The sequence below is a fragment of the Arthrobacter agilis genome (assembly GCF_030816075.1).
In the GTDB taxonomy this organism is placed as follows: Bacteria; Actinomycetota; Actinomycetes; order Actinomycetales; family Micrococcaceae; genus Arthrobacter_D; species Arthrobacter_D agilis_E.
This window is the reverse complement of the sequence record NZ_JAUSXO010000001.1, coordinates 599,259-619,617: the sequence shown is the minus strand read 5'-3', so window position 1 is coordinate 619,617 and position 20,359 is coordinate 599,259. Positions and strand designations below refer to the sequence as shown.

The 20,359-nt window shown below is 68.6% G+C and carries 14 protein-coding genes; 9 read left to right on the top strand and 5 right to left on the bottom strand.

From position 1 onward, the window contains the following. Positions 1–1,423: 1,423 nt before the first annotated feature. Positions 1,424–4,486, top strand: a complete 3,063-nt coding sequence (locus tag QFZ50_RS02720) for an S-layer homology domain-containing protein (RefSeq protein WP_307081682.1) — start codon at positions 1,424–1,426, stop codon at positions 4,484–4,486. Between the two features lie 272 nt (positions 4,487–4,758). Here the strand turns inward: QFZ50_RS02720 and QFZ50_RS02715 are convergent, their stop codons facing one another. The 4 genes from QFZ50_RS02715 to QFZ50_RS02700 form a co-directional block, all read right to left on the bottom strand. Then, positions 4,759–5,457 (bottom strand): hypothetical protein, encoded by a 699-nt coding sequence (locus tag QFZ50_RS02715; protein WP_307081679.1) that lies wholly within the window; start codon positions 5,455–5,457, stop codon positions 4,759–4,761. Then, entirely contained in the window at positions 5,454–6,989 is a 1,536-nt protein-coding gene (locus QFZ50_RS02710; protein ID WP_307081675.1) for a serine/threonine protein kinase, read from the bottom strand. Before QFZ50_RS02710 ends, QFZ50_RS02715 begins: the two co-directional genes overlap by 4 nt. Before the next feature lie 506 nt (positions 6,990–7,495). Next, positions 7,496–8,908 carry an MFS transporter gene (locus QFZ50_RS02705; RefSeq protein ID WP_307081673.1) on the bottom strand — a complete coding sequence of 471 codons (1,413 nt, stop codon included), beginning with the start codon at positions 8,906–8,908 and terminating at the stop codon, positions 7,496–7,498. 192 nt (positions 8,909–9,100) lie between these two features. Next, positions 9,101–10,501: an NAD(P)H-quinone dehydrogenase gene (locus QFZ50_RS02700; protein ID WP_307081671.1), complete on the bottom strand. Its 1,401-nt coding sequence runs from the start codon at positions 10,499–10,501 to the stop codon at positions 9,101–9,103. 108 nt (positions 10,502–10,609) lie between these two features. Here QFZ50_RS02700 and QFZ50_RS02695 point away from each other — a divergent pair, with 108 nt between their 5' ends. The 4 genes from QFZ50_RS02695 to QFZ50_RS02680 all read left to right on the top strand — a co-directional run bounded on the left by QFZ50_RS02695 (position 10,610) and on the right by QFZ50_RS02680 (position 14,305). After that, a complete protein-coding gene (locus QFZ50_RS02695; RefSeq protein ID WP_307081669.1) occupies positions 10,610–11,410 on the top strand; it encodes a purine-nucleoside phosphorylase in 801 nt (266 codons plus the stop codon). Positions 11,411–11,498: 88 nt separating this feature from the next. Beyond that, a complete protein-coding gene (locus QFZ50_RS02690; protein WP_307081667.1) occupies positions 11,499–13,235 on the top strand; it encodes a phospho-sugar mutase in 1,737 nt (578 codons plus the stop codon). A 67-nt stretch (positions 13,236–13,302) separates the two neighbouring features. After that, positions 13,303–13,983, top strand: coding sequence for a deoxyribose-phosphate aldolase (gene deoC, locus QFZ50_RS02685; RefSeq protein ID WP_307081665.1), 681 nt, complete (start codon positions 13,303–13,305; stop codon positions 13,981–13,983). Positions 13,984–14,017: 34 nt separating this feature from the next. Further along, entirely contained in the window at positions 14,018–14,305 is a 288-nt protein-coding gene (locus QFZ50_RS02680; protein ID WP_307081663.1) for a hypothetical protein, read from the top strand. A gap of 184 nt (positions 14,306–14,489) precedes the next feature. Here QFZ50_RS02680 and mfd read toward each other — a convergent pair whose 3' ends face one another. Then, positions 14,490–18,089, bottom strand: a complete 3,600-nt coding sequence (gene mfd / locus QFZ50_RS02675) for a transcription-repair coupling factor (RefSeq protein ID WP_307081661.1) — start codon at positions 18,087–18,089, stop codon at positions 14,490–14,492. Positions 18,090–18,358: 269 nt separating this feature from the next. Here mfd and QFZ50_RS02670 point away from each other — a divergent pair, with 269 nt between their 5' ends. From QFZ50_RS02670 to QFZ50_RS02655, 4 genes are read left to right on the top strand one after another with little or no spacing between them, the layout of a single operon-like run. Further along, the gene (locus QFZ50_RS02670) at positions 18,359–18,856 is read left to right on the top strand and encodes a DUF2505 domain-containing protein (protein WP_307081660.1); all 498 of its coding nucleotides are present in this window, start codon (positions 18,359–18,361) and stop codon (positions 18,854–18,856) included. Between the two features lie 48 nt (positions 18,857–18,904). Beyond that, positions 18,905–19,126 carry an SCO4848 family membrane protein gene (locus QFZ50_RS02665; protein WP_307081658.1) on the top strand — a complete coding sequence of 74 codons (222 nt, stop codon included), beginning with the start codon at positions 18,905–18,907 and terminating at the stop codon, positions 19,124–19,126. A 35-nt stretch (positions 19,127–19,161) separates the two neighbouring features. Beyond that, positions 19,162–19,683, top strand: coding sequence for a GNAT family N-acetyltransferase (locus QFZ50_RS02660; protein ID WP_307081656.1), 522 nt, complete (start codon positions 19,162–19,164; stop codon positions 19,681–19,683). Further along, on the top strand, positions 19,673–20,359 hold the full coding sequence (locus QFZ50_RS02655) for an NUDIX domain-containing protein (protein ID WP_307081654.1): 687 nt from the start codon (positions 19,673–19,675) through the stop codon (positions 20,357–20,359). Before QFZ50_RS02660 ends, QFZ50_RS02655 begins: the two co-directional genes overlap by 11 nt.

The following is a 20,359-nucleotide window of genomic DNA, read 5'->3' as shown; positions in this document are numbered from 1 at the left end:
GGTAGCGGCGCATCAGGACGGTTTGAACGGCTGAAGTCTCATCCGGTGGAAACCCTGCGGAAAATCAGTGGCGGCGGACAGCCTCGCCTGCTCTAAGCTTCGAATGTCTCAATCGATTCTTCTAGGGAAATCAATGTCATCACTTTCCGGGCACTACCCTGCCCAAGGTCCGTCGCAAACTCGGGCTGGGCTTCGCTTGGCGCAAACTGCTGCTGTAGTAGTTTTGCTGCTGATCGTTCAAGGCCTGTATCTAGCCCCGGGTGCCCGGGCTGACACTTCGGTTCCGCCGTCGTTGATGGGTTTCTCCCGGACATCCCCCTCAACCGCGGATGTTGGCAGCACGGTGACCTTCGACTGGGAAGTACAGGACGTCCCCGTGAGATCGGTCGTATTCAGCTTCGATGACATGTTGGGGCGAAACCATCAAGCTCGCTGGGACGATTACGAAACTCCAGCTCTATCCGGGACTGCAACGGCGACCGTTGATTCTTCGTGGGCGGCTGGCCCAATCAACTTCACGTCGATTTCCATAACTAACGACAACAGCCAGATCAGTTATGTGCCCAATGGCACCATCTACAAGAATCCGACAGGGATGCGGGATACGCGTCCTGCGACGCTCGACTACACCGCAGCAACCTTCGCCATCTCCAACCCTTCTGACACTTCGGTTCCGCCGTCGTTGATGGGTTTCTCCCGGACATCCCCCTCAACCGCGGATGTTGGCAGCACGGTGACCTTCGACTGGGAAGTACAGGACGTCCCCGTGAGATCGGTCGTATTCAGCTTCGATGACATGTTGGGGCGAAACCATCAAGCTCGCTGGGACGATTACGAAACTCCAGCTCTATCCGGGACTGCAACGGCGACCGTTGATTCTTCGTGGGCGGCTGGCCCAATCAACTTCACGTCGATTTCCATAACTAACGACAACAGCCAGATCAGTTATGTGCCCAATGGCACCATCTACAAGAATCCGACAGGGATGCGGGATACGCGTCCTGCGACGCTCGACTACACCGCAGCAACCTTCGCCATCTCCAACCCTTCTGACACTTCGGTTCCGCCGTCGTTGATGGGTTTCTCCCGGACATCCCCCTCAACCGCGGATGTTGGCAGCACGGTGACCTTCGACTGGGAAGTACAGGACGTCCCCGTGAGATCGGTCGTATTCAGCTTCGATGACATGTTGGGGCGAAACCATCAAGCTCGCTGGGACGATTACGAAACTCCAGCTCTATCCGGGACTGCAACGGCGACCGTTGATTCTTCGTGGGCGGCTGGCCCAATCAACTTCACGTCGATTTCCATAACTAACGACAACAGCCAGATCAGTTATGTGCCCAATGGCACCATCTACAAGAATCCGACAGGGATGCGGGATACGCGTCCTGCGACGCTCGACTACACTGCAGCAACCTTCGTGATTGGTCCAGTCACCCCGACCGCGGTGGTGTTCACGGACAAGGACGGCATCAAGGACGACACCTACACCATCCCCACCACCACCGGAGTCGAATACCAGGTCGCAGGCAAGGTTGTCGCGGCCGGCACCTACCCCGGCACCGGGACCCTCACCGTGACCGCCCGCGCCACCACCGGCTACGTCCTGGCACCGAATGCGGTCACCGAATGGACGACCACGTTCAAGACCACCCCGCTCCAGGTCACCCCGACCGCGGTGGTGTTCACGGACAAGGACGGCACCAAAGACGACACCTACACCATCCCCACCACCACCGGAGTCGAATACCAGGTCGCAGGCAAGGTTGTCGCGGCCGGCACCTACCCCGGCACCGGGACCCTCACCGTGACCGCCCGCGCCACCACCGGCTACGTCCTGGCACCGAATGCGGTCACCGAATGGACGACCACATTCAAGACCACGGCGGCTATTTCTGATACCAGTGGGCCGGCCCTTGTCAGTTCCTCAGTCACGCCCACGGAGCTGAACCTCGAGAGCGGCCCTAGGACCGCGAAAATCACCGCACAGCTCCGTGACCAGACCGGAGTTCGACCTCCAACGATCACGGTCAGTCACACCACCACTGATCAAAGCTTCGGATTCGGGGCAATGAGCCTCGTCTCGGGAACAACCCAAGACGGCACCTGGGAACGCACAGTCACAATCCCCGAAGGCTCCGCACCAGGGAAATGGGAAGTAACTCTCTACCCCCTGACTGACACCCTCGGAAACACCTCCATCTTCTTCCAGACCCTGGCAACACTTACAGTCACCGGCGCTATTTCTGATACCAGTGGGCCGGCCCTTGTCAGTTCCTCAGTCACGCCCACGGAGCTGAACCTCGAGAGCGGCCCTAGGACCGCGAAAATCACCGCACAGCTCCGTGACCAGACCGGAGTTCGACCTCCAACGATCACGGTCAGTCACACCACCACTGATCAAAGCTTCGGATTCGGGGCAATGAGCCTCGTCTCGGGAACAACCCAAGACGGCACCTGGGAACGCACAGTCACAATCCCCGAAGGCTCCGCACCAGGGAAATGGGAAGTAACTCTCTACCCCCTGACTGACACCCTCGGAAACACCTCCATCTTCTTCCAGACCCTGGCAACACTTACAGTCACCGGCGCTATTTCTGATACCAGTGGGCCGGCCCTTGTCAGTTCCTCAGTCACGCCCACGGAGCTGAACCTCGAGAGCGGCCCTAGGACCGCGAAAATCACCGCACAGCTCCGTGACCAGACCGGAGTTCGACCTCCAACGATCACGGTCAGTCACACCACCACTGATCAAAGCTTCGGATTCGGGGCAATGAGCCTCGTCTCGGGAACAACCCAAGACGGCACCTGGGAACGCACAGTCACAATCCCCGAAGGCTCCGCACCAGGGAAATGGGAAGTAACTCTCTACCCCCTGACTGACACCCTCGGAAACACCTCCATCTTCTTCCAGACCCTGGCAACACTTACAGTCACCGCTAGGGCGACTCCCACCCCGCTCCAGGTCACCCCGACCGCGGTGGTGTTCACGGACAAGGACGGCATTAAGGACGACACCTACACCATCCCCACCACCACCGGAGTCGAATACCAGGTCGCAGGCAAGGTTGTCGCGGCCGGCACCTACCCCGGCACCGGGACCCTCACCGTGACCGCCCGCGCCACCACCGGCTACGTCCTGGCACCGAATGCGGTCACCGAATGGACGACCACGTTCAAGACCACCCCGCTCCAGGTCACCCCGACCGCGGTGGTGTTCACGGACAAGGACGGCATTAAGGACGACACCTACACCATCCCCACCACCACCGGAGTCGAATACCAGGTCGCAGGCAAGGTTGTCGCGGCCGGCACCTACCCCGGCACCGGGACCCTCACCGTGACCGCCCGCGCCACCACCGGCTACGTCCTGGCACCGAATGCGGTCACCGAATGGACGACCACGTTCAAGACCACCCCGCTCCAGGTCACCCCGACCGCGGTGGTGTTCACGGACAAGGACGGCATTAAGGACGACACCTACACCATCCCCACCACCACCGGAGTCGAATACCAGGTCGCAGGCAAGGTTGTCGCGGCCGGCACCTACCCCGGCACCGGGACCCTCACCGTGACCGCCCGCGCCACCACCGGCTACGTCCTGGCACCGAATGCGGTCACCGAATGGACGACCACGTTCAAGACCACCCCGCTCCAGGTCACCCCGACCGCGGTGGTGTTCACGGACAAGGACGGCATTAAGGACGACACCTACACCATCCCCACCACCACCGGAGTCGAATACCAGGTCGCAGGCAAGGTTGTCGCGGCCGGCACCTACCCCGGCACCGGGACCCTCACCGTGACCGCCCGCGCCACCACCGGCTACGTCCTGGCACCGAATGCGGTCACCGAATGGACGACCACGTTCAACAATGCGGGAGCACCGTATGCGCCCCCTGCGGTGTCGCCGTTCGCGGATGTGAGCACGAACCAGTTGTTCTACAAGGAGATGTCCTGGCTCGCAGGCCAAGGCATCAGCACCGGCTGGGCAGAAGGCAACGGGACCCGCACCTACCGGGCCCTGCAACCCGTCAACCGGGACGCGATGGCCGCATTCCTCTACCGCGCAGCCGGCTCCCCCACCTACACACCGCCTACGGTCTCGCCGTTCGCGGACGTTGCCACGAACCAGCAGTTCTACAAGGAGATGTCCTGGCTCGCAGGCCAAGGCATCAGCACCGGCTGGGCAGAAGGCAACGGGACCCGCACCTACCGGGCCCTGCAACCCGTCAACCGGGACGCGATGGCCGCATTCCTCTACCGCGCAGCCGGCTCCCCCACCTACACACCGCCTACGGTCTCGCCGTTCGCGGACGTTGCCACGAACCAGCAGTTCTACAAGGAGATGTCCTGGCTCGCAGGCCAAGGCATCAGCACCGGCTGGGCAGAAGGCAACGGGACCCGCACCTACCGGGCCCTGCAACCCGTCAACCGCGACGCGATGGCCGCATTCCTCTACCGGGCCAACGGCAAACCTTAATCGGAAAAGCTCGAACCGTCTTGGCATCAGCTGAGATCAGCCTCAGGTCACGGGCTTGTCATCGACACACTTTGTGGTCGTTGCCCTCGGACCTGACCTTCTAGAGCAACAAGCTGGTCCAGCGCCTGAAGCGCTGTACCAGCCGCACCGCCAGATTGACCGGGAAGCGCCGGGTGGACTGCACCTCCACCCGGCGCTTCCTGCGTCTGCAGCCAGAGGCTTCGCCCGGCCGAGCTTCACCGCTCCAGGGTCAACGACGGGGACGACGCCGCTCAGCCGTCCTCGCCACCCTTGCCGTTGCCGTTGCCGTTGCCGTTGCCGTTGCCGTTGTTCCCCGAATTCCCGCGGGCCTTCTCCGCCTTCTCCTCGGCCTTGCGCTGCTGCTCGGCCGCCTTCTCCGCCTTATCGGCAGCCTTGTCCGCTGCTTTGCCTCCATCGCCACCGGGAACGGAGCCCACGCCTGCTTCGTCGGCACCCGGATCCGTGGTCTCAGCCGTCGTCGGGGCCGGTGCCGGCTCCACAGGAGCCGGTGTGGTCTCCGTGGGAGTGGGCTGCGGTACCGGGGCACCCGTCTCGGCCGGCGTCGTCTCGGTCGGCGTCGTCTCTGTCGGTGCCTGCTCGGTGGGTTCATCGACCGGTGCCTGGGTGGACAGGTCCGTGCTTCCGTCGTCGGCCGGCACCTGCCCCGCCTGGAGCGCTGCGATCACCGCGTCCAGTCGCGCCCCGATCTCGGTGGCCCGTTCCTCGGTGATGGTGCCGGCGGTGCGGGCGCCGTCCACGTCCCGCTTCAGGCCCTGCGCGAGCGCGATCGCCTCGCCGGTGTCACCCGCAGCGGCTGTGGCGGCGATGGTGCGCACGTCCTCCTGGAGCTCCCCGGCCGTCGCGGCGTCGATCGCCGGAGTCCCGCATCCCGCCAGCAGGAAGGCGGCGGCGATCAGCAGTGCCGCCCGGGGCCTGGTGGTACCGCTCATGGCTGCACGCTTTCGTAGAGTTCCTGCAGTCTCTGCCCCGTCTCGCCCGGTACGGCGGGCAGGGGCTCGATGGCCGGCGAGGGCTCACCGCCGAACAGCAGGACGGCGACCCAGAAGGCTGCTGCCAGGACGATTACGGCCAACGCGCCGACCAGCCATGCGGAACGACGACGCCCGGGGGTCGAACCTGCACGTGCCGACGGGTTCCTGTCGGCCCGCACGCCAGGATCGCCCGGCTCGGTCCCGGTCGTCGCGCCGGCCGCGCCCGGCTCCGCCAGTAGAGGAACCATGGGACGCCCCCCACGGATCGGGCTCGACGGTCGCACGGACGCAGCAGAGGACGACAGGTGGGTCGGGCCGGTGTCAGCTACAGCGGTCCCGTCGTCGGAGACCGTACCTGCATCCGTGCCCGTCGAACCCACGGCCGTGCCGCCCGCAGCGGGTGCAGTGCCGGCGAGGGCCGTTCCGTCGTCGTCAGCTGTGCCCGGGAGATGGTCCTGAGCCGTTGCGGGGAACTCCGCAGCCGGGAAGGCGATGGTCGGCAGCGTGCGCCCGCCCGTCCGGCCGACGGGAGGCATGGCTTCCGTCGATGCCTCGGGGACGGGAAGGACAGTCGTCGCCGAGGTGTGCTCCTGTCGCTGAGGGCCCATGGCTGTCAACGCCCGGACCACCTGGGCGGCATCGGGCCTGTCGCCCGGCCCGTCGAGGGTCATGGAGACCAGGAGCGCCGAGAGCGCCGGACCGGCGGAGTGCGGGATCGACGGGCTCCGGTGCAGCCGGGCCAGTGCGCTCTCCACTCCGGTGCCGGGGAACGCACGGTCACCGGTAAGGGCCTCGATCATCACCAGTCCGAGCGAGTAGATGTCCGAGGGCTGCCCCACGCCGTCGCCCCGAGTCTGTTCCGGGCTGAAGTAGGCGGCACTCCCGATGACCTGGCCCGTGGCCGTCACGCGCGTACCGTCGAAGAACCGGGCGATCCCGAAGTCGGTGAGGAGGTAGCGGAACAGGCCGCTGTCGGGATCGGCCTGCCGGGTGAGGATGTTCGACGGCTTGATGTCACGGTGCACGATCCCGCGGCCGTGGATGTACTGCAGCGTACGCGCGAGGTCCAGCGCGAGGACCCGGACGTCCTCCTGGCCGAGCGGGCCCCCGCTCCTGAGCAGGTCCCTGAGGTCGGGGCCCTCGACGAGTTCCATGACCAGATAGGCGCCCTCGTCGGAGTGCTCACCGCTGTCCATGTCCAGGACGCGCACGAGTCCGGGGTGGTCGAGGCCCGCGAGCATTCGCGCCTCCGCGGAGCCGCGCTCGAGCCCGTCGGCTGTGCCCGGCCGGAAGACCTTGACGGCGACGTCGCGCTCGAGCCGTGTGTCACGCGCCGTGAAGACGTCCGCCATTCCGCCGGACCCGATGCGCTCTCCGAGCGCGTACCGACCCGCCAGCGCCTGCTGCTCCATGTCACCCGCTTCCACGACCCCGTTTGACCGCTTCCGGGCGCACGCCGTCCGTGCGCGCTCGAGGAATCGGTAAGCCACCTTTCCTTCCAGTCTACGGGTGGCGTCGCGGGCGCGGGAATGACGGCGGCGCCCCATCCCGGGTAGGCACGGCGCCCTGGTGGTAGTTCCGGAGTCGGCAGTCCCGGGCCGTTCTGCGCCGCGCAGACCCGGGGGCGGTCGACAGTCCCCGGGATCGCCGCCGCCGGTGCCTGAAGCATTCCCACGGCCGGTCCCCCGCTCTGCCTAACCATCTGTCGTGCTTGCCCACCCTGCCTACTCCCCGCCTGACGGGCTGCCCGCTCTGCCTCCCTGCCTGCCTGCCTGCCGGACACCCTCCGTCGTTCCCGGCTTTTGAGGTGGAACTGCCCGGAGGCCCGGCATGTTGAGCCCCGACACGCTGAATCACCCCGAAAACCGGGAACGACGGCGGGCGGCGGCCGCGAAGACCGGGAACGACGGCGAGTGGCGGGCCGGGCAGGCCGAAAACGACGACGGCGCCGCACCCGGATGGGTGCAGCGCCGTCGGACGGCTCAGGGCCGGTGGATCAGGCGACGTTGTTCTCGTAGTCGTTGTCCCGGGTCTCCCGCGAGATGTAGAGCGCGATGAACGTCGCGACTGCCGCGACCGTCAGGTAGGCGCCGACGAGGACGGTGCTGCCACCGGCTGCCTGCCACAGCGCGACAGCGATGAAGGAGGCGGGTGCCGCCCCGATCATGCTCGACACGTTGTAGGCCACGGCGGAGCCCGTGTAGCGGACGTTGGCGGGGAACAACTCGGGCAGCACGGCGGCCATGGGGCCGAAGGTGAGTCCCATGAGGATGAACCCGATGATCAGCAGGGCCATGGCCCCGAGGGTTCCTGCGCCAAACAGCGGCGCCCAGAGGAGCCCGAAGATCGCGATGCCGACGGTCGTGGCGAGGAGCATCTTGCGGCGGCCGAAGCGCTCGGCGAGGGGGCCGGAGACGATCGTGAAGATACCGAAGAACACGACGCCGATGATGAGCATCCACAGGAAGTCGGTCCGCGCCATGCCGAGGCCCGGCACGAAGGCGGCCTCCTGCGCCGCGGTGAACTCCTTGCCGGCTGCTTCCGCCCGGGCCTGTGCCTGCTCCAGGCTCGACGGCGCTGTTCCGTAGGTCAGCGTGAAGGCGGTCATGAAGTAGAAGAGCACGTAGGTCGCGAACATGATGAAGGTGCCGAGGATCAGCGCACGCCAGTGGAGGCGGAAGGTGGTGCCCAGCGGGACCTTGACCACTTTGCCCTCCTTCTGGACCTTCTGGAAGGAGGCGCTCTCGATGAGCTTGAGCCGCACGTAGAGGCCGATGATCACCATGACCGCGCTCAGCAGGAACGGCACGCGCCAGCCCCACTCGAGGAACTGCTCCGGGCTCAGCGTGCTGCTCAGCAGGACGAACAGCAGGTTGGCGAGGATGAAGCCGATCGGCGCGCCGAGCTGCGGGAAGGTGCCGTAGACGGCGCGCTTGCCCTCGGGCGCGTTCTCGGTGGCCAGCAGCGCGGCACCGCTCCACTCGCCGCCGAGTGCGAGTCCCTGGAGGAAGCGCAGGACCACGAGCAGCAGTGGTGCGAGGAGGACCCAGCCCTCGTTCGTGGCCGCGGGCAGCAGGCCGATGAGGAACGTGGCGATACCCATGGTGAGCAGCGACGCGACGAGGGTGGCCTTGCGGCCGATCTTGTCGCCGAAGTGGCCGAACACGATGGATCCGAGCGGGCGGGCGACGAAAGCGACGCCGAAGACGGCGAACGAGCTCAGGAGCTGGTTGGCGGACGTCTGGTTGGGGAAGAACAGCGACGGGAACACGAGGACCGCGGCCGTGGCATAGATGTAGAAGTCGTAGAACTCGATCGTGGTCCCGATGAGGCTGGCGAAGATCACCTTGCCCCGGGAGTTCAGTGGCTTCGTGGTTCCGCTGGCACCAGCGGAGGTGGAGGAGGTCATGGCTGCGGCTTTCTCATAACGAGGCACCGCCGCGGCAGGTACGAACCCTCCACAGCACGGCGCCCACGCTTCACTTGAACCCCAATATCTGACCACCGGCGTCCATCAGGTGGATAAACGTGTCCACATGCTGGACGCCGGGAACCTCGGCGAGCAGCCGACCGCGCACCGGGCGCGATCGGCGGTGGACCGTCAGAGCCGGACGTGCAGGCGCCGTGCCGCCTCCGAGATGGAACCGGTGAGCGACGGGTACACCGTGAAGGTGTTCGCGACGTCGTCGACGTGCAGCTTCTTGGTCACGGCGAGCGCGAGCGGGAAGATCAGCTCGGAGGCGCGCGGCCCCACGACGACGCCGCCGATCACCGTGCCGGAGCCCTTGCGCGAGATCACCTTCACGAAGCCGTCCTTGACGTTCATCATCTTCGCGCGGGCGTTCGTGTGCAGGGAGAGCTTCACGATGTCCCCCTGGTAGCGGCCGGACTCGATGTCCTCCTCGGTCACGCCCACCGTGGCGATCTCCGGGGAGGTGAAGATGTTCGAGGCGACCTGCTTGAGCTTGATGGGGCTCACGGAATCGCCCATGAGGTGGGCGATGGCGATCCGGCCCTGCATCGCGGCCACCGAGGCGAGGGCGAAGACGCCGGTGCAGTCCCCCGCCGCGTAGACGTTGGGCGCCGTGGTGCGCGAGACGCCGTCCACCTGGATGTGGCCGGACTCGCTGACGGCGACACCGGCCTCCTCGAGGCCGATCCCGGTGGTGTTGGGGACGGCCCCGACGGCGACGAGGCAGTGGCTGCCCTCCACTGTGCTGCCGTCACCGAGGGTCACGATCACGCCGGTGTCGGTGCGCTCGACGGCATTGGCCCGCGAGCGGGACAGGACGGTCATGCCGCGGTCCTTGAACACGCCCTCGAGCACCTCGGCGGCGTCGGCGTCCTCCCCCGGGAGCACGCGGTCGCGGCTGGAGATGAGCGTGACCTTCGAGCCGAGTCCGTTGTAGGCGCTGGCGAACTCCGCCCCCGTGACGCCCGAGCCGACGACGATCAGGTGCTCGGGGATCTCGCGGAGGTTGTAGAGCTGGGTCCAGTTGAAGATCCGCTCGCCGTCGGGCATGGCGCTCGGCAGTTCGCGCGGCGTCGAGCCGACCGCGAGCAGCACGGCGTCGGCCTCGACGATGGTGGTCTCACCGTCGGCCTGGACCTCGAGCCGGTGGTCGTCGAGCAGCTTGCCGGTGCCGATGAGCACGCGCACGCCGAGGCGTTCGAGGGTGGCCCGGATGTCCGAGGACTGCTCGAGGGCGAGGTTCAGCAGCCGCTGGTTGACCTTGTCCAGGTCCGCGTACACGGCGCTGTCGGCGGAGAAATGCACGCCGAGCCCGCTCGCGTCCGTGAAGCGCGTCATGGTGTCCGCCGTCGCGATGAGGGTCTTGGACGGCACGACGTCCGTGAGGACGGCGGAGCCGCCGAGGCCCTTCCGTTCCACGATGGTGACCTTCGCGCCGAGCGAGGAAGCGACCATCGCCGCTTCGTAGCCGCCGGGTCCGCCGCCGAGGATCGCCAGGCGCAGTGAGCTGAAGTCGAGTTGGTTCGTCACCGTTCGATTATTGCCCATACCACTGACACGCCGGTACGGCGGCAGGTACGGGGATCGGCCCGTTCGGCCCTGTGGTCCGCCCGTTTACGCAGAGGGTAAGTTGTATCGGTGACTTCTGATCCTTTTGACCTGGCCCGCGACGCTGCCGACCACATCGCCCGTGCAACCGGCATCGACCGGCACGACACCGCCCTCGTCCTCGGTTCCGGCTGGGGTGAGGCGGCCGAGCTGATCGGCGAGACCACGCACACCCTCGACGCCGCCGACATCCCCGGCTTCTCGGCCCCCGCCGTCGTCGGCCACACCGGGACCATCCGCTCCGTGCTCACGCCGAACGGCAAGCGCGCCCTCGTGCTCGGTGCGCGGACGCACTTCTACGAGGGCAAGGGCGTCCGGGCCGTGGTGCACGGCGTGCGGACCGCGGCGGCCGCCGGCGCGACGACGATGATCCTCACCAACGGCTGCGGCGGCCTCAAGGACCACTGGCAGCCCGGCACACCGGTGCTCATCAGCGACCACATCAACCTCACGGCCTCCTCCCCGCTCGAGGGCGCGACATTCGTGGACCTGACGGACCTCTACTCCTCCCGCCTCCGCGACCTCGCCCGCACGGTGGATGCCACCCTCGAGGAGGGCGTGTACGCGCAGTTCACCGGACCCCACTACGAGACGCCCGCCGAGGTGCAGTACGCCAAGCGGATCGGCGCCGACCTCGTGGGCATGTCCACCGCCCTCGAGGCCATCGCGGCCCGGCACGCCGGCATGGAGGTGTTCGGCATCTCGCTCGTCACGAACCTCGCCGCCGGTATCAGCCCGATCCCGCTGAGCCACGCCGAGGTCCTCGAGGCCGGGCAGGCGGCCGGACCACGGATCTCGCGCCTGCTGGCCGACATCGTCGCCGCCATCTAGTCTCCGGCGCACAGCCACCTGCACCACGCGGGCTCCACCTGACCGGCGCCCGTGGGACGAAATCCGCCGACCCACGTTAGGGACCCGCATGACCACCTCGGAACTGGACACACTGCTCGCCACCGCGGAGGCCTGGGCCGCAGCGGACCCGGACCCGCAGACGGCGGAGGAACTCCGCGCGGTCGTCGCGCACGTCCGCGCCGGCGACTCCTCCGCCGCGGTCTCCGAACAGGACCTGCGCGACAGGTTCTCCGGTCCGCTCGCCTTCGGCACGGCCGGACTGCGGGCGGCCCTGGGTGCGGGGCCGAACCGCATGAACCGCGTGGTGGTCCGCAGGGCTGCCGCGGGCGTCGCCGCCCACGCGCTCGACCTCGCCGCGGGCGCCTATGCCCCGCGCGCCGTCGTCGGGTTCGATGCACGCCACAACTCGCGGATCTTCGCCGAGGAGACCGCGGCCATCTTCACCGCCGCCGGCATCGAGACGTTCCTGATGCCGCGCGAACTGCCGACGCCGGTGCTCGCCTACGCCATCCGCGCCCTGGCGTGCGAGGTGGGGATCATGGTCACCGCGAGCCACAACCCGCCGCAGGACAACGGGTACAAGGTGTACCTGGGCGGGCGTGCCGTGGAGGAGGACGCGCGCGGCGTCCAGATCGTGGCACCGCACGACGCCGGGATCGCCGCCCGCATCGACGCCGTGGAGCGCATCGAACTCGCGGCCGGCGGCTGGACCGTCCTGCCGGAGAGCATCGAGACCGACTACGTCGCCTCCGTCGCCGCCCTCGCCGATCCGGCCATCGCGGACCGCGACCTGAAGATCGTCCTGACGCCCCTGCACGGGGTCGGCGGCCGCACCGCGCACGCGGTCCTCAGCACCGCCGGGTTCGACGACGTCACCCTCGTGGAACGCCAGGCCGAACCCGATCCGGACTTCCCCACCGTCGCCTTCCCCAACCCGGAGGAGCCCGGGGCCCTGGACCTCGCGCTCGAGACCGCGGCGCAGGTGGGCGCGGACCTCGTGATCGCCAACGACCCCGACGCCGACCGCGTGGCCCTCGCCGGCCGCGAGCCCGCCACGGGTGCCTGGCGGATGCTGCGCGGCGACGAGGTGGGCACGCTCCTCGGCCTGCACCTGGCCGCACGCCTCACCGCGTCCCACGACGGCGGCACCGACACTCCCCGCACCGGTGTCTTCGCGAACTCGATCGTCTCCTCGCGCCTGCTCGGGCGGATCGCGGGCGTCAGCGGCATCGACCACGCCCAGACCCTCACCGGGTTCAAGTGGATCGCCCGCGTCCACGACCTCGCGTTCGGCTACGAGGAGGCCCTCGGGTACTGCGTGGCGCCGGAGCTCGTGCGCGACAAGGACGGCATCTCCGCAGGACTCCTGCTGGCCGAGCTCGCGGCGGCCACGAAGGCTGCCGGACGCACGCTCTTCGACCTGCTGGACGACGCGTTCCTGGTGCACGGCCTGCACGCCTCGGACCAGCTGTCGGTGCGGGTCGGCAGCCTCGGGCTGCTCGGCGCGATGATGAACCGGCTGCGCGAGAACCCGCCGTCGTCGTTCGCCGACTCCCCCGTGAGCGTCGCCGAGGACCTCGCCGCGGGGTCCGCGCAGCTGCCGCCCACGGACGGCCTCCTGTACCTGACGCAGAACGAGACCCGCGTGATCATCCGGCCCAGCGGCACGGAGCCGAAGCTCAAGTGCTACCTGGAGGTCGTGGAGCCCGTCGGATCCGCAGCCGAGCTCGACGGCGCCAAGGACACCGCCCGCGCGCGCCTCGACGCCGTGCGGCGCGACGTCGGCGAGGCACTCGGCCTCTGACCCGGCGGCGGGTGACGGGTCTCCCCGGCGGCGCCCCGGTCCCGGGCGACATGGAAGGATGGTGGGCATGCCTAACGACGTTTCCCTCGCCTCCTACATCGACCACACGCTCCTCAAGCCCGAAGCCAGCCGTGAGCAGATCCTCACGGTGTGCCGCGAGGCGGTCGAGTACTCGTTCAAGTCCGTCTGCGTCAATCCCCTCTGGGCCAGCACCGTGCGCACCGCCGTGAAGGATTCCGGCGTCCTCACCTGCTCGGTCATCGGCTTCCCCCTCGGAGCCACGACCACCGAGGCCAAGGTCTTCGAGGCCCGCGGCGCCGTGGCCGACGGCGCCGACGAGATCGACATGGTCATCAACATCGCCGCCGCCCGTGCCGGCGAGAAGGACGTCCTCGTGGAGGACATCCTGGCCGTCGCCGACGCCGTCCACGAGCACGGCGCCATCCTGAAGGTCATCATCGAGACGTCGCTGCTCACGGACGAGCAGAAAGTGCTTGCGTGCGAGGCCGCGGTGCAGGCAGGGGCGGACTTCGTGAAGACCTCCACGGGCTTCAACGGTGGCGGCGCCACGGTCGAGGACGTCGCCCTCATGCGGAAGACCGTCGGCCCCGACCTCGGTGTGAAGGCCTCCGGCGGCGTCCGCTCGCTCGAGGATGCACGCGCCATGATCGACGCCGGAGCAACGCGTATCGGCGCGAGCTCCGGAGTCGCTATCGTTAAGGGTGAACAGGGCGCGTCAGGCTACTGACGGCGCAGCAGATCCAGTACTCAAGGAGACCCACATGTCACACGAAGCCAACGCCGAGGCCCAGCCCGCCCACGCCGGCAAGGGCCACCTCGTCGGGAACATCCTGGTGTTCGTGATCATGTTCGGGATGTTCCTGCTCGGCATGTACCTGCTGACCTGGTTCACCCCGCAGAACATCTGGCCCATGGCCGCGGTCATCGTGCTCGCGTTCCTCGCGTTCTTCGTCCCGCAGGGGATCCTCGGACGCGCGGACACCGGCTACAACCTGGCCGAGGGCAACCGCACCTCCGAGAAGGAGACGTCCGCGGGCGTCAACTCCTAGCAACGACGGCGGCACTCCCGCCGGGCAGAACAAGAGGCCGTCCCCCCGGGGACGGCCTCTTGTTCTGTCAGGGCCCGCCGTCGTTCATGGTTTCCACGGCGTCGCGGGCCTGTCGCGGCTCGACACGCCGCCTTTGGCGGGGTCGACGCCCGAAAAGCAGGAACGACGACGACCCCGCGGGCCGCTAGGGCGTGAACACCGCCTCGAGCACGTCCTTCGCCCAGCCGAGGATCTCGGCGTCCACCAGGTCCCGGCCGCCGATCCTTGCGGTCTTCGGCTTCGGGACGAGCACCGCGTTGAGCGCCGGCTTCACGGCGGCCCCCGGGTACATCCGGGTGAGCCGCATCTGCTTGGACTCCGGCAGCTCGGCAGGGGCGAACTTGATGAAGTTGCCCTGCAGCGCCACGTCCGTGAGGCCGAGCGCGCGGGCGCTGACCCGGAAGCGCGCGACGGCGATCAGGTTCTCCACCGCCGCGGGCGGCTCGCCGTAGCGGTCCTTCAGCTCGGCGACGACGGCGTCGATCGCCTCGTCCGTGACGGCCGCGGCCAGCTTGCGGTACGCCTCCAGGCGCAGCCGCTCCCCCGGCACGTAGTCGTGCGGCAGGTGCGCGTTGACCGGCAGCTCGATCTTCATCTCGGCGGCCTTCTCCTCGGCCTCACCGCGGAAGTTCGCGACGGCCTCACCGACGAGGCGGATGTAGAGGTCGAACCCGACGCCCTGGATGTGGCCCGACTGCTCGCCGCCGAGCAGGTTGCCCGCCCCGCGGATCTCGAGGTCCTTCATGGCCAGCTGCATGCCCGCGCCGAGCTCGTTGTGGGACGCGACGGCCTTCAGCCGCTCGAGCGCCACCTCGCCGAGCGGCTTCTCCGACGGATACAGGAAGTACGCGTACGCCCGCTCCCGTCCACGGCCCACGCGGCCGCGGAGCTGGTGCAGCTGGGACAGGCCGTAGGAGTCGGCGCGGTCCACGATCAGCGTGTTGGCGTTGGAGATGTCCAGGCCGGTCTCGATGATCGTGGTGCACACCAGGACGTCGAACCGCTTCTCCCAGAAGTCCACGATGATCTGCTCGAGCCGCGACTCCGTCATCTGCCCGTGCGCGACGGCGACGCGCGCCTCGGGCACGAGCTCCTTGAGGTGCGCGGCGGTGCGGTCGATCGACGAGACCCGGTTGTGCACGAAGAACACCTGGCCCTCGCGCATCAGTTCCCGGCGGATCGCGGCGGAGGCCTGCTTGTCCGTGTACGGGCCCACATACGTGAGCACGGGGTGGCGTTCCTCCGGCGGGGTGGCGAGCGTGGAGGTCTCGCGGATACCGGTCAGCGACATCTCCAGGGTGCGCGGGATCGGCGTGGCACTCATGGCGAGGACGTCCACGTTGGTGCGCATCTTCTTCAGCGCCTCCTTGTGCTCCACGCCGAACCGCTGCTCCTCGTCCACGATCACGAGCCCGAGGTCCTTGAAGGTGATCTCCTTGGACAGCAGCCGGTGCGTGCCGATCACGACGTCGACGGCGCCCGAGGTGAGGCCCTCCGCCGTCTCGCGGGACTCCTTCGCCGTCTGGAAGCGTGAGAGCGCCCGGACGCGCACCGGGAAGCCGGAGAACCGCTCGGAGAACGTCTCGAAGTGCTGCTGCACCAGCAGCGTGGTGGGCACGAGCACGGCCACCTGCTTGCCGTCCTGCACCGCCTTGAACGCGGCACGCACCGCGATCTCGGTCTTGCCGTAGCCGACGTCGCCCGAAACGAGGCGGTCCATCGGCACCTCGCGCTCCATGTCCGCCTTGACCTCGTTGATGGTGGTCAGCTGGTCCGGCGTCTCCACGTAGGGGAACGCCTCCTCGAGCTCACGCTGCCAGGGCGTGTCGGGCCCGAAGGCGTGCCCGCGGGAGGCCATGCGCGCCGAGTAGAGGCGGATGAGCTCGCCGGCGATCTCCTTGACCGCCTTGCGGGCCTGGTTCTTGGTCTTGCTCCAGTCCGAGCCGCCCATCTTGCTGAGGGCCGGTGCGTCGCCGCCCACGTAGCGGGTCACCTGGTCGAGCTGGTCGGTGGGGACGAAGAGGCGGTCGCCGGGGGCGCCGCGCTTGGACGGCGCGTACTCGAGCACCAGGTACTCCCGCGTGGTGCGGGTGGGCCCGGCGCCGGTGGAGCGCTGCAGCAGCTCGACGAACTTCGCCACGCCGTGCTGCTCGTGCACCACGAAGTCGCCTTCCTTGAGCTGCAGGGGGTCGACGGCGTTGCGGCGGCGCGAGGGCATCTTGCGCATGTCGCGGGTGCCCGCGGCACTCGTGCGGCCGAGCAGGTCGGCCTCGGTGAGCAGCCCGATCTTCAGACCGTCCAGCACGAAGCCGCGGCCGGCGCACGCCGTGGTGATCTCGATGATCCCGGCCTGCGGCGTGCCCTCGAGGGAGTCGACGCGGCTCGCGGGGATGTCGTTGTCGTGGAAGAGCTCGGCGAGGCGCTGGGCCGGGCCGGGGCCCTCGGTCGCGACGACGACGCGCCACTGGTCGCGGACCCGCCCACCGATGAACTCCATCATCTCGGCGACGTCGCCCTGGTAGCCGCGGGGTTCGCGTGCGTGCAGGGTGAAGCTGTCGACGTCGCTCAGTTCCTCGTCGGCGCCGAAGGAGGTGATGCCCCACCAGGCCACGGAGTTGGCGAGCGCTGTGGAGCGGGTGTCGGTGAGGGAGCGGAAGCTCGCCTCCTGCAGGTCGGTGCCCAGGCCGCCGCTCAGGTCGAGGGGCGCGGCACCGCCGTCGGACGCCGTGGACCACGCTGCGGCGAGGAACTCCTCGTTGGTGGCGGCGAGGTCGTGGGCGCGGGCCCGGACCTTCTCGGGTTCGATGACGACGGCGATCGATCCCGGGGGCAGCTCGCCCGCGAAGGGCACCATGGCGTCGACGAGCACGGGCGCGAGGGACTCCATGCCCTCGACGGCGATGCCGCCGGCGATCTTCTCGAGCATGGCCGCGGCGGCCGGCAGCTCGGACTGCAGCTTCGCGGCCCGGGACATGACCGAGGGCGTGATGAGGATCTCGCGGCACGGCGGTGCGTACAGGGCGACCGGCGGCTCGCCGGTGGTGAGGGAGCGCTGGTCGGCGACGGCGAACCAGCGCATCTGGTCCACCTCGTCGCCGAAGAAGTCGACGCGGATGGGGTGGTCCTCGGTGGGCGGGAAGACGTCGATGATGCCGCCGCGCACGGCGAACTCGCCGCGGTGCGTGACCATGTCCACGCGCGCGTAGGCGGCGTCGGAGAGGGCCTTCACGACGTCGGAGAACGCCACCTCGTCGCCGACCTTCAGGGCCACGGGCTCCAGGTCGCCGAGCCCGGCGACGAGCGGCTGCACGACGGCGCGGATGGGCGCCGCGATGACCTTGACGGGCGAACCGTCCGGGTGGGCGAGGCGGCGCAGGACGGACAGGCGGCGTCCCACGGTGTCGGAGCGCGGCGAGAGCCGTTCGTGGGGCAGGGTCTCCCAGCTGGGGAACTCCTCGATGGCACTCTCGGGCAGGTAGCTGCGCAGCGCCGCGGCGAGGTCCTCCGCCTCACGGCCGGTGGCGGTGATCGCGAGCACCACGGGCACGGCCCCGGTGCCGTCGGCCGACGGGGCCGCGGCGGCCAGGCCGTCGACCATCTCCGCGATCAGCGGTGCGCGCAGGCCCGCGGGAGCGCCGATCTGCAGATCCGCGCTGCGCTGGTCCACCGACCGGGAGGCATTCGTGCGTACGCGGGCGTAGGACGCATCCTCGGCCAGGGCCGCGCGCAATCCGTTAAGGCTCATCTGTTCGGGACTCCTCAGGCGGTGGTTCCTCCGTCCCGTCCTCGTCGCCGGCAGAGCACGGCGGCTGTCGAGGCGGGGACAGCACGAAAGCCCGGAAAGACGAATCGTTCCCGGGACCTCTCCACATTACCAAGGGCCCCTGACGCTTTGCCGGGGCCCTTGGGGGCGCCGGGCGGCGGCGGGGCCGGACGGAGGGCAGGCCGTAGGATGGCCGGGAGACCCCTGCCTGCCGCTGCCTGCGGCCTGCGCGCCGACATCCCGGAGGAACCATGGCTTTGAACGCGTCCACCACGCTCCCCTACGACACCCAGACCGTGCTCGGCGTCTTCACCGACGAGGGGTTCGTGCGCCACATGAGCGAGTACGTGGGCGGCACCCTGGAGTCGCTCACGGTCGACGGCGACACCGCCGGAGCGTTCACCCTCACCGCGGTGCGCACCATGCCGACCACCCGCCTGCCGGACATGGCCCGCAAGTTCGTGGGCGAGACCCTCTCGGTCACGCAGACCGAGCACTGGGAGGCCCCCGCAGCGGACGGCTCCCGCCAGGCCTCGCTCGAGATGACCGTCGCCGGCGTGCCCCTGAACGTGTCCGCCGTGCAGCGGCTGATCGCCCAGGGCTCCGACACCGTCGTCGACCTGCAGGGCAACGTCACCTCCTCCATCCCGTTCCTCGGCGGCAAGATCGCCGGGGCCGCGGAGCCGATGATCGGCAAGGCGCTCAACGTGCAGGCCGTCGAGGCCCGCAAGTGGCTCGAGAGCCGCTGACGCCCGCCCGCCCCTCTCCCCTACCCCACTGAAGGACCCGCGCACGCCATGGAACTGCCCACACCCCTCGCCCTCATCCTGATCCTCGCCGGCGTCTGGACCCTGATCGTCTGGCCGCCGTTCCTGCGCCGCATCCTGAAGGACCCGCGCGCCCGTGACGAGAAGGGGGCGGCCACCCGCTTCCTCACGGTGCACGTCATGCTCATCTCCACGTCGATGATCCTCGGCGCCGCCACCGCCGTCATCGGCGTGCGCACCCTCATCGGCTGAGGCCCCGCGGCCCCTACCTCCCTCAGGAGCAGACCATGACCCGCACCTGGCTTCCCGCCGGTTTCGAGCATCCACTGCGGGTCGAATGGACCGACGGGGTGCACCTGCGGCCCATCAGCCCGGACGACGTGGACATCGACCTGCCCGTCGTCCTGGCGAACCGGGCGATGCTCCGGACCATGTACGGAGAGGCCTGGGGCTGGCCGCCGCAGACCATGACCCGCGAGCAGGATCTCGAGGACCTGCAGCATCACGCCGACGACATGGACACGCACGCGTCGTTCAACTACGCCATCCTGCCCGCCGACGAGGACACCCTCCTGGGCTGCCTGTACATCGATCCGGTGACCACGGACGAGGGGATCGAGGCGGAGGTGTCCTGGTGGCTCGCCGCCGATGCGCCCCGTCGGCTCCGGGACGGGCTGGACGCCTTCGCGCTGTCCTGGCTCCGGTCCGCCTGGCCCTTCACCCGGCTCCACACGCCCTTCAACGACGTCCGCCCCGCAGCGGATGGGAACCCGGACCGGGGCACGGACGGAGCGCCTGATGGGCACTGACAACTCCGCCGGAGCGAGGATCGGCGTCGACGTGCCGGATGCCCGCGGCCGGGTGGAGCTCGACCGGGAAGGAAGGGATCTCGTCCGGAACGCACGGGTCAGGATCCTGGGTGTCGAGGTCCTCGCGTCGGACTGGCATGTGCTGCGCAAAACGACCTACGAGTACACGCGCCTGGACGGCTCCCGGAGTATCGAGCATCGGGAGACCTACGACCGCGGCAACGGCGCGACGGTCCTCCTCTACGACCTCGAGCACCGCACGGTGCTCCTCGTGCGGCAGTTCCGGTACCCCGCCTATGTCAACGACCACGCCGACGGGATGCTCCTGGAGGCTCCGGCAGGCCTCCTGGACGAGGACGACCCCGCCACCGCCATCCGCCGGGAAGCCGAGGAGGAGACCGGGGTGACCATCGGTTCCCTGGAGCACGTCCTCACGGCCTACATGAGCCCCGGCTCCGTCACCGAGGTGCTCTACTTCTACGCCGCTCCCTACACCGATGCCGACAGGTCCGGACGCGGTGGCGGCCTGCGCTCGGACGGGGAGGACCTCGAGGTCACCGAGCTGCGCTTCGACGACGCCCTGGCCGGCATCCGGCGCGGCGACATCGTCGATGCCAAGACCATCATGCTGCTGCAGTGGGCGGCACTGGAGGGCCCCTTCGCCTCCGGGAGCTGA

Excerpts from the sequence above, each read along its gene's own strand:
- QFZ50_RS02715 (WP_307081679.1), bottom strand. The coding sequence starts at position 5,457 with ATGAGCGGTACCACCAGGCCCCGGGCGGCACTGCTGATCGCCGCCGCC.
- QFZ50_RS02655 (WP_307081654.1), top strand. The coding sequence starts at position 19,673 with ATGGGCACTGACAACTCCGCCGGAGCGAGGATCGGCGTCGACGTGCCG.
- QFZ50_RS02690 (WP_307081667.1), top strand. The coding sequence starts at position 11,499 with ATGACCACCTCGGAACTGGACACACTGCTCGCCACCGCGGAGGCCTGG.
- QFZ50_RS02660 (WP_307081656.1), top strand. The coding sequence starts at position 19,162 with ATGACCCGCACCTGGCTTCCCGCCGGTTTCGAGCATCCACTGCGGGTC.
- QFZ50_RS02680 (WP_307081663.1), top strand. The coding sequence starts at position 14,018 with ATGTCACACGAAGCCAACGCCGAGGCCCAGCCCGCCCACGCCGGCAAG.
- QFZ50_RS02705 (WP_307081673.1), bottom strand. The coding sequence starts at position 8,908 with ATGACCTCCTCCACCTCCGCTGGTGCCAGCGGAACCACGAAGCCACTG.
- mfd (WP_307081661.1), bottom strand. The coding sequence starts at position 18,089 with ATGAGCCTTAACGGATTGCGCGCGGCCCTGGCCGAGGATGCGTCCTAC.
- QFZ50_RS02670 (WP_307081660.1), top strand. The coding sequence starts at position 18,359 with ATGGCTTTGAACGCGTCCACCACGCTCCCCTACGACACCCAGACCGTG.
- deoC (WP_307081665.1), top strand. The coding sequence starts at position 13,303 with ATGCCTAACGACGTTTCCCTCGCCTCCTACATCGACCACACGCTCCTC.
- QFZ50_RS02665 (WP_307081658.1), top strand. The coding sequence starts at position 18,905 with ATGGAACTGCCCACACCCCTCGCCCTCATCCTGATCCTCGCCGGCGTC.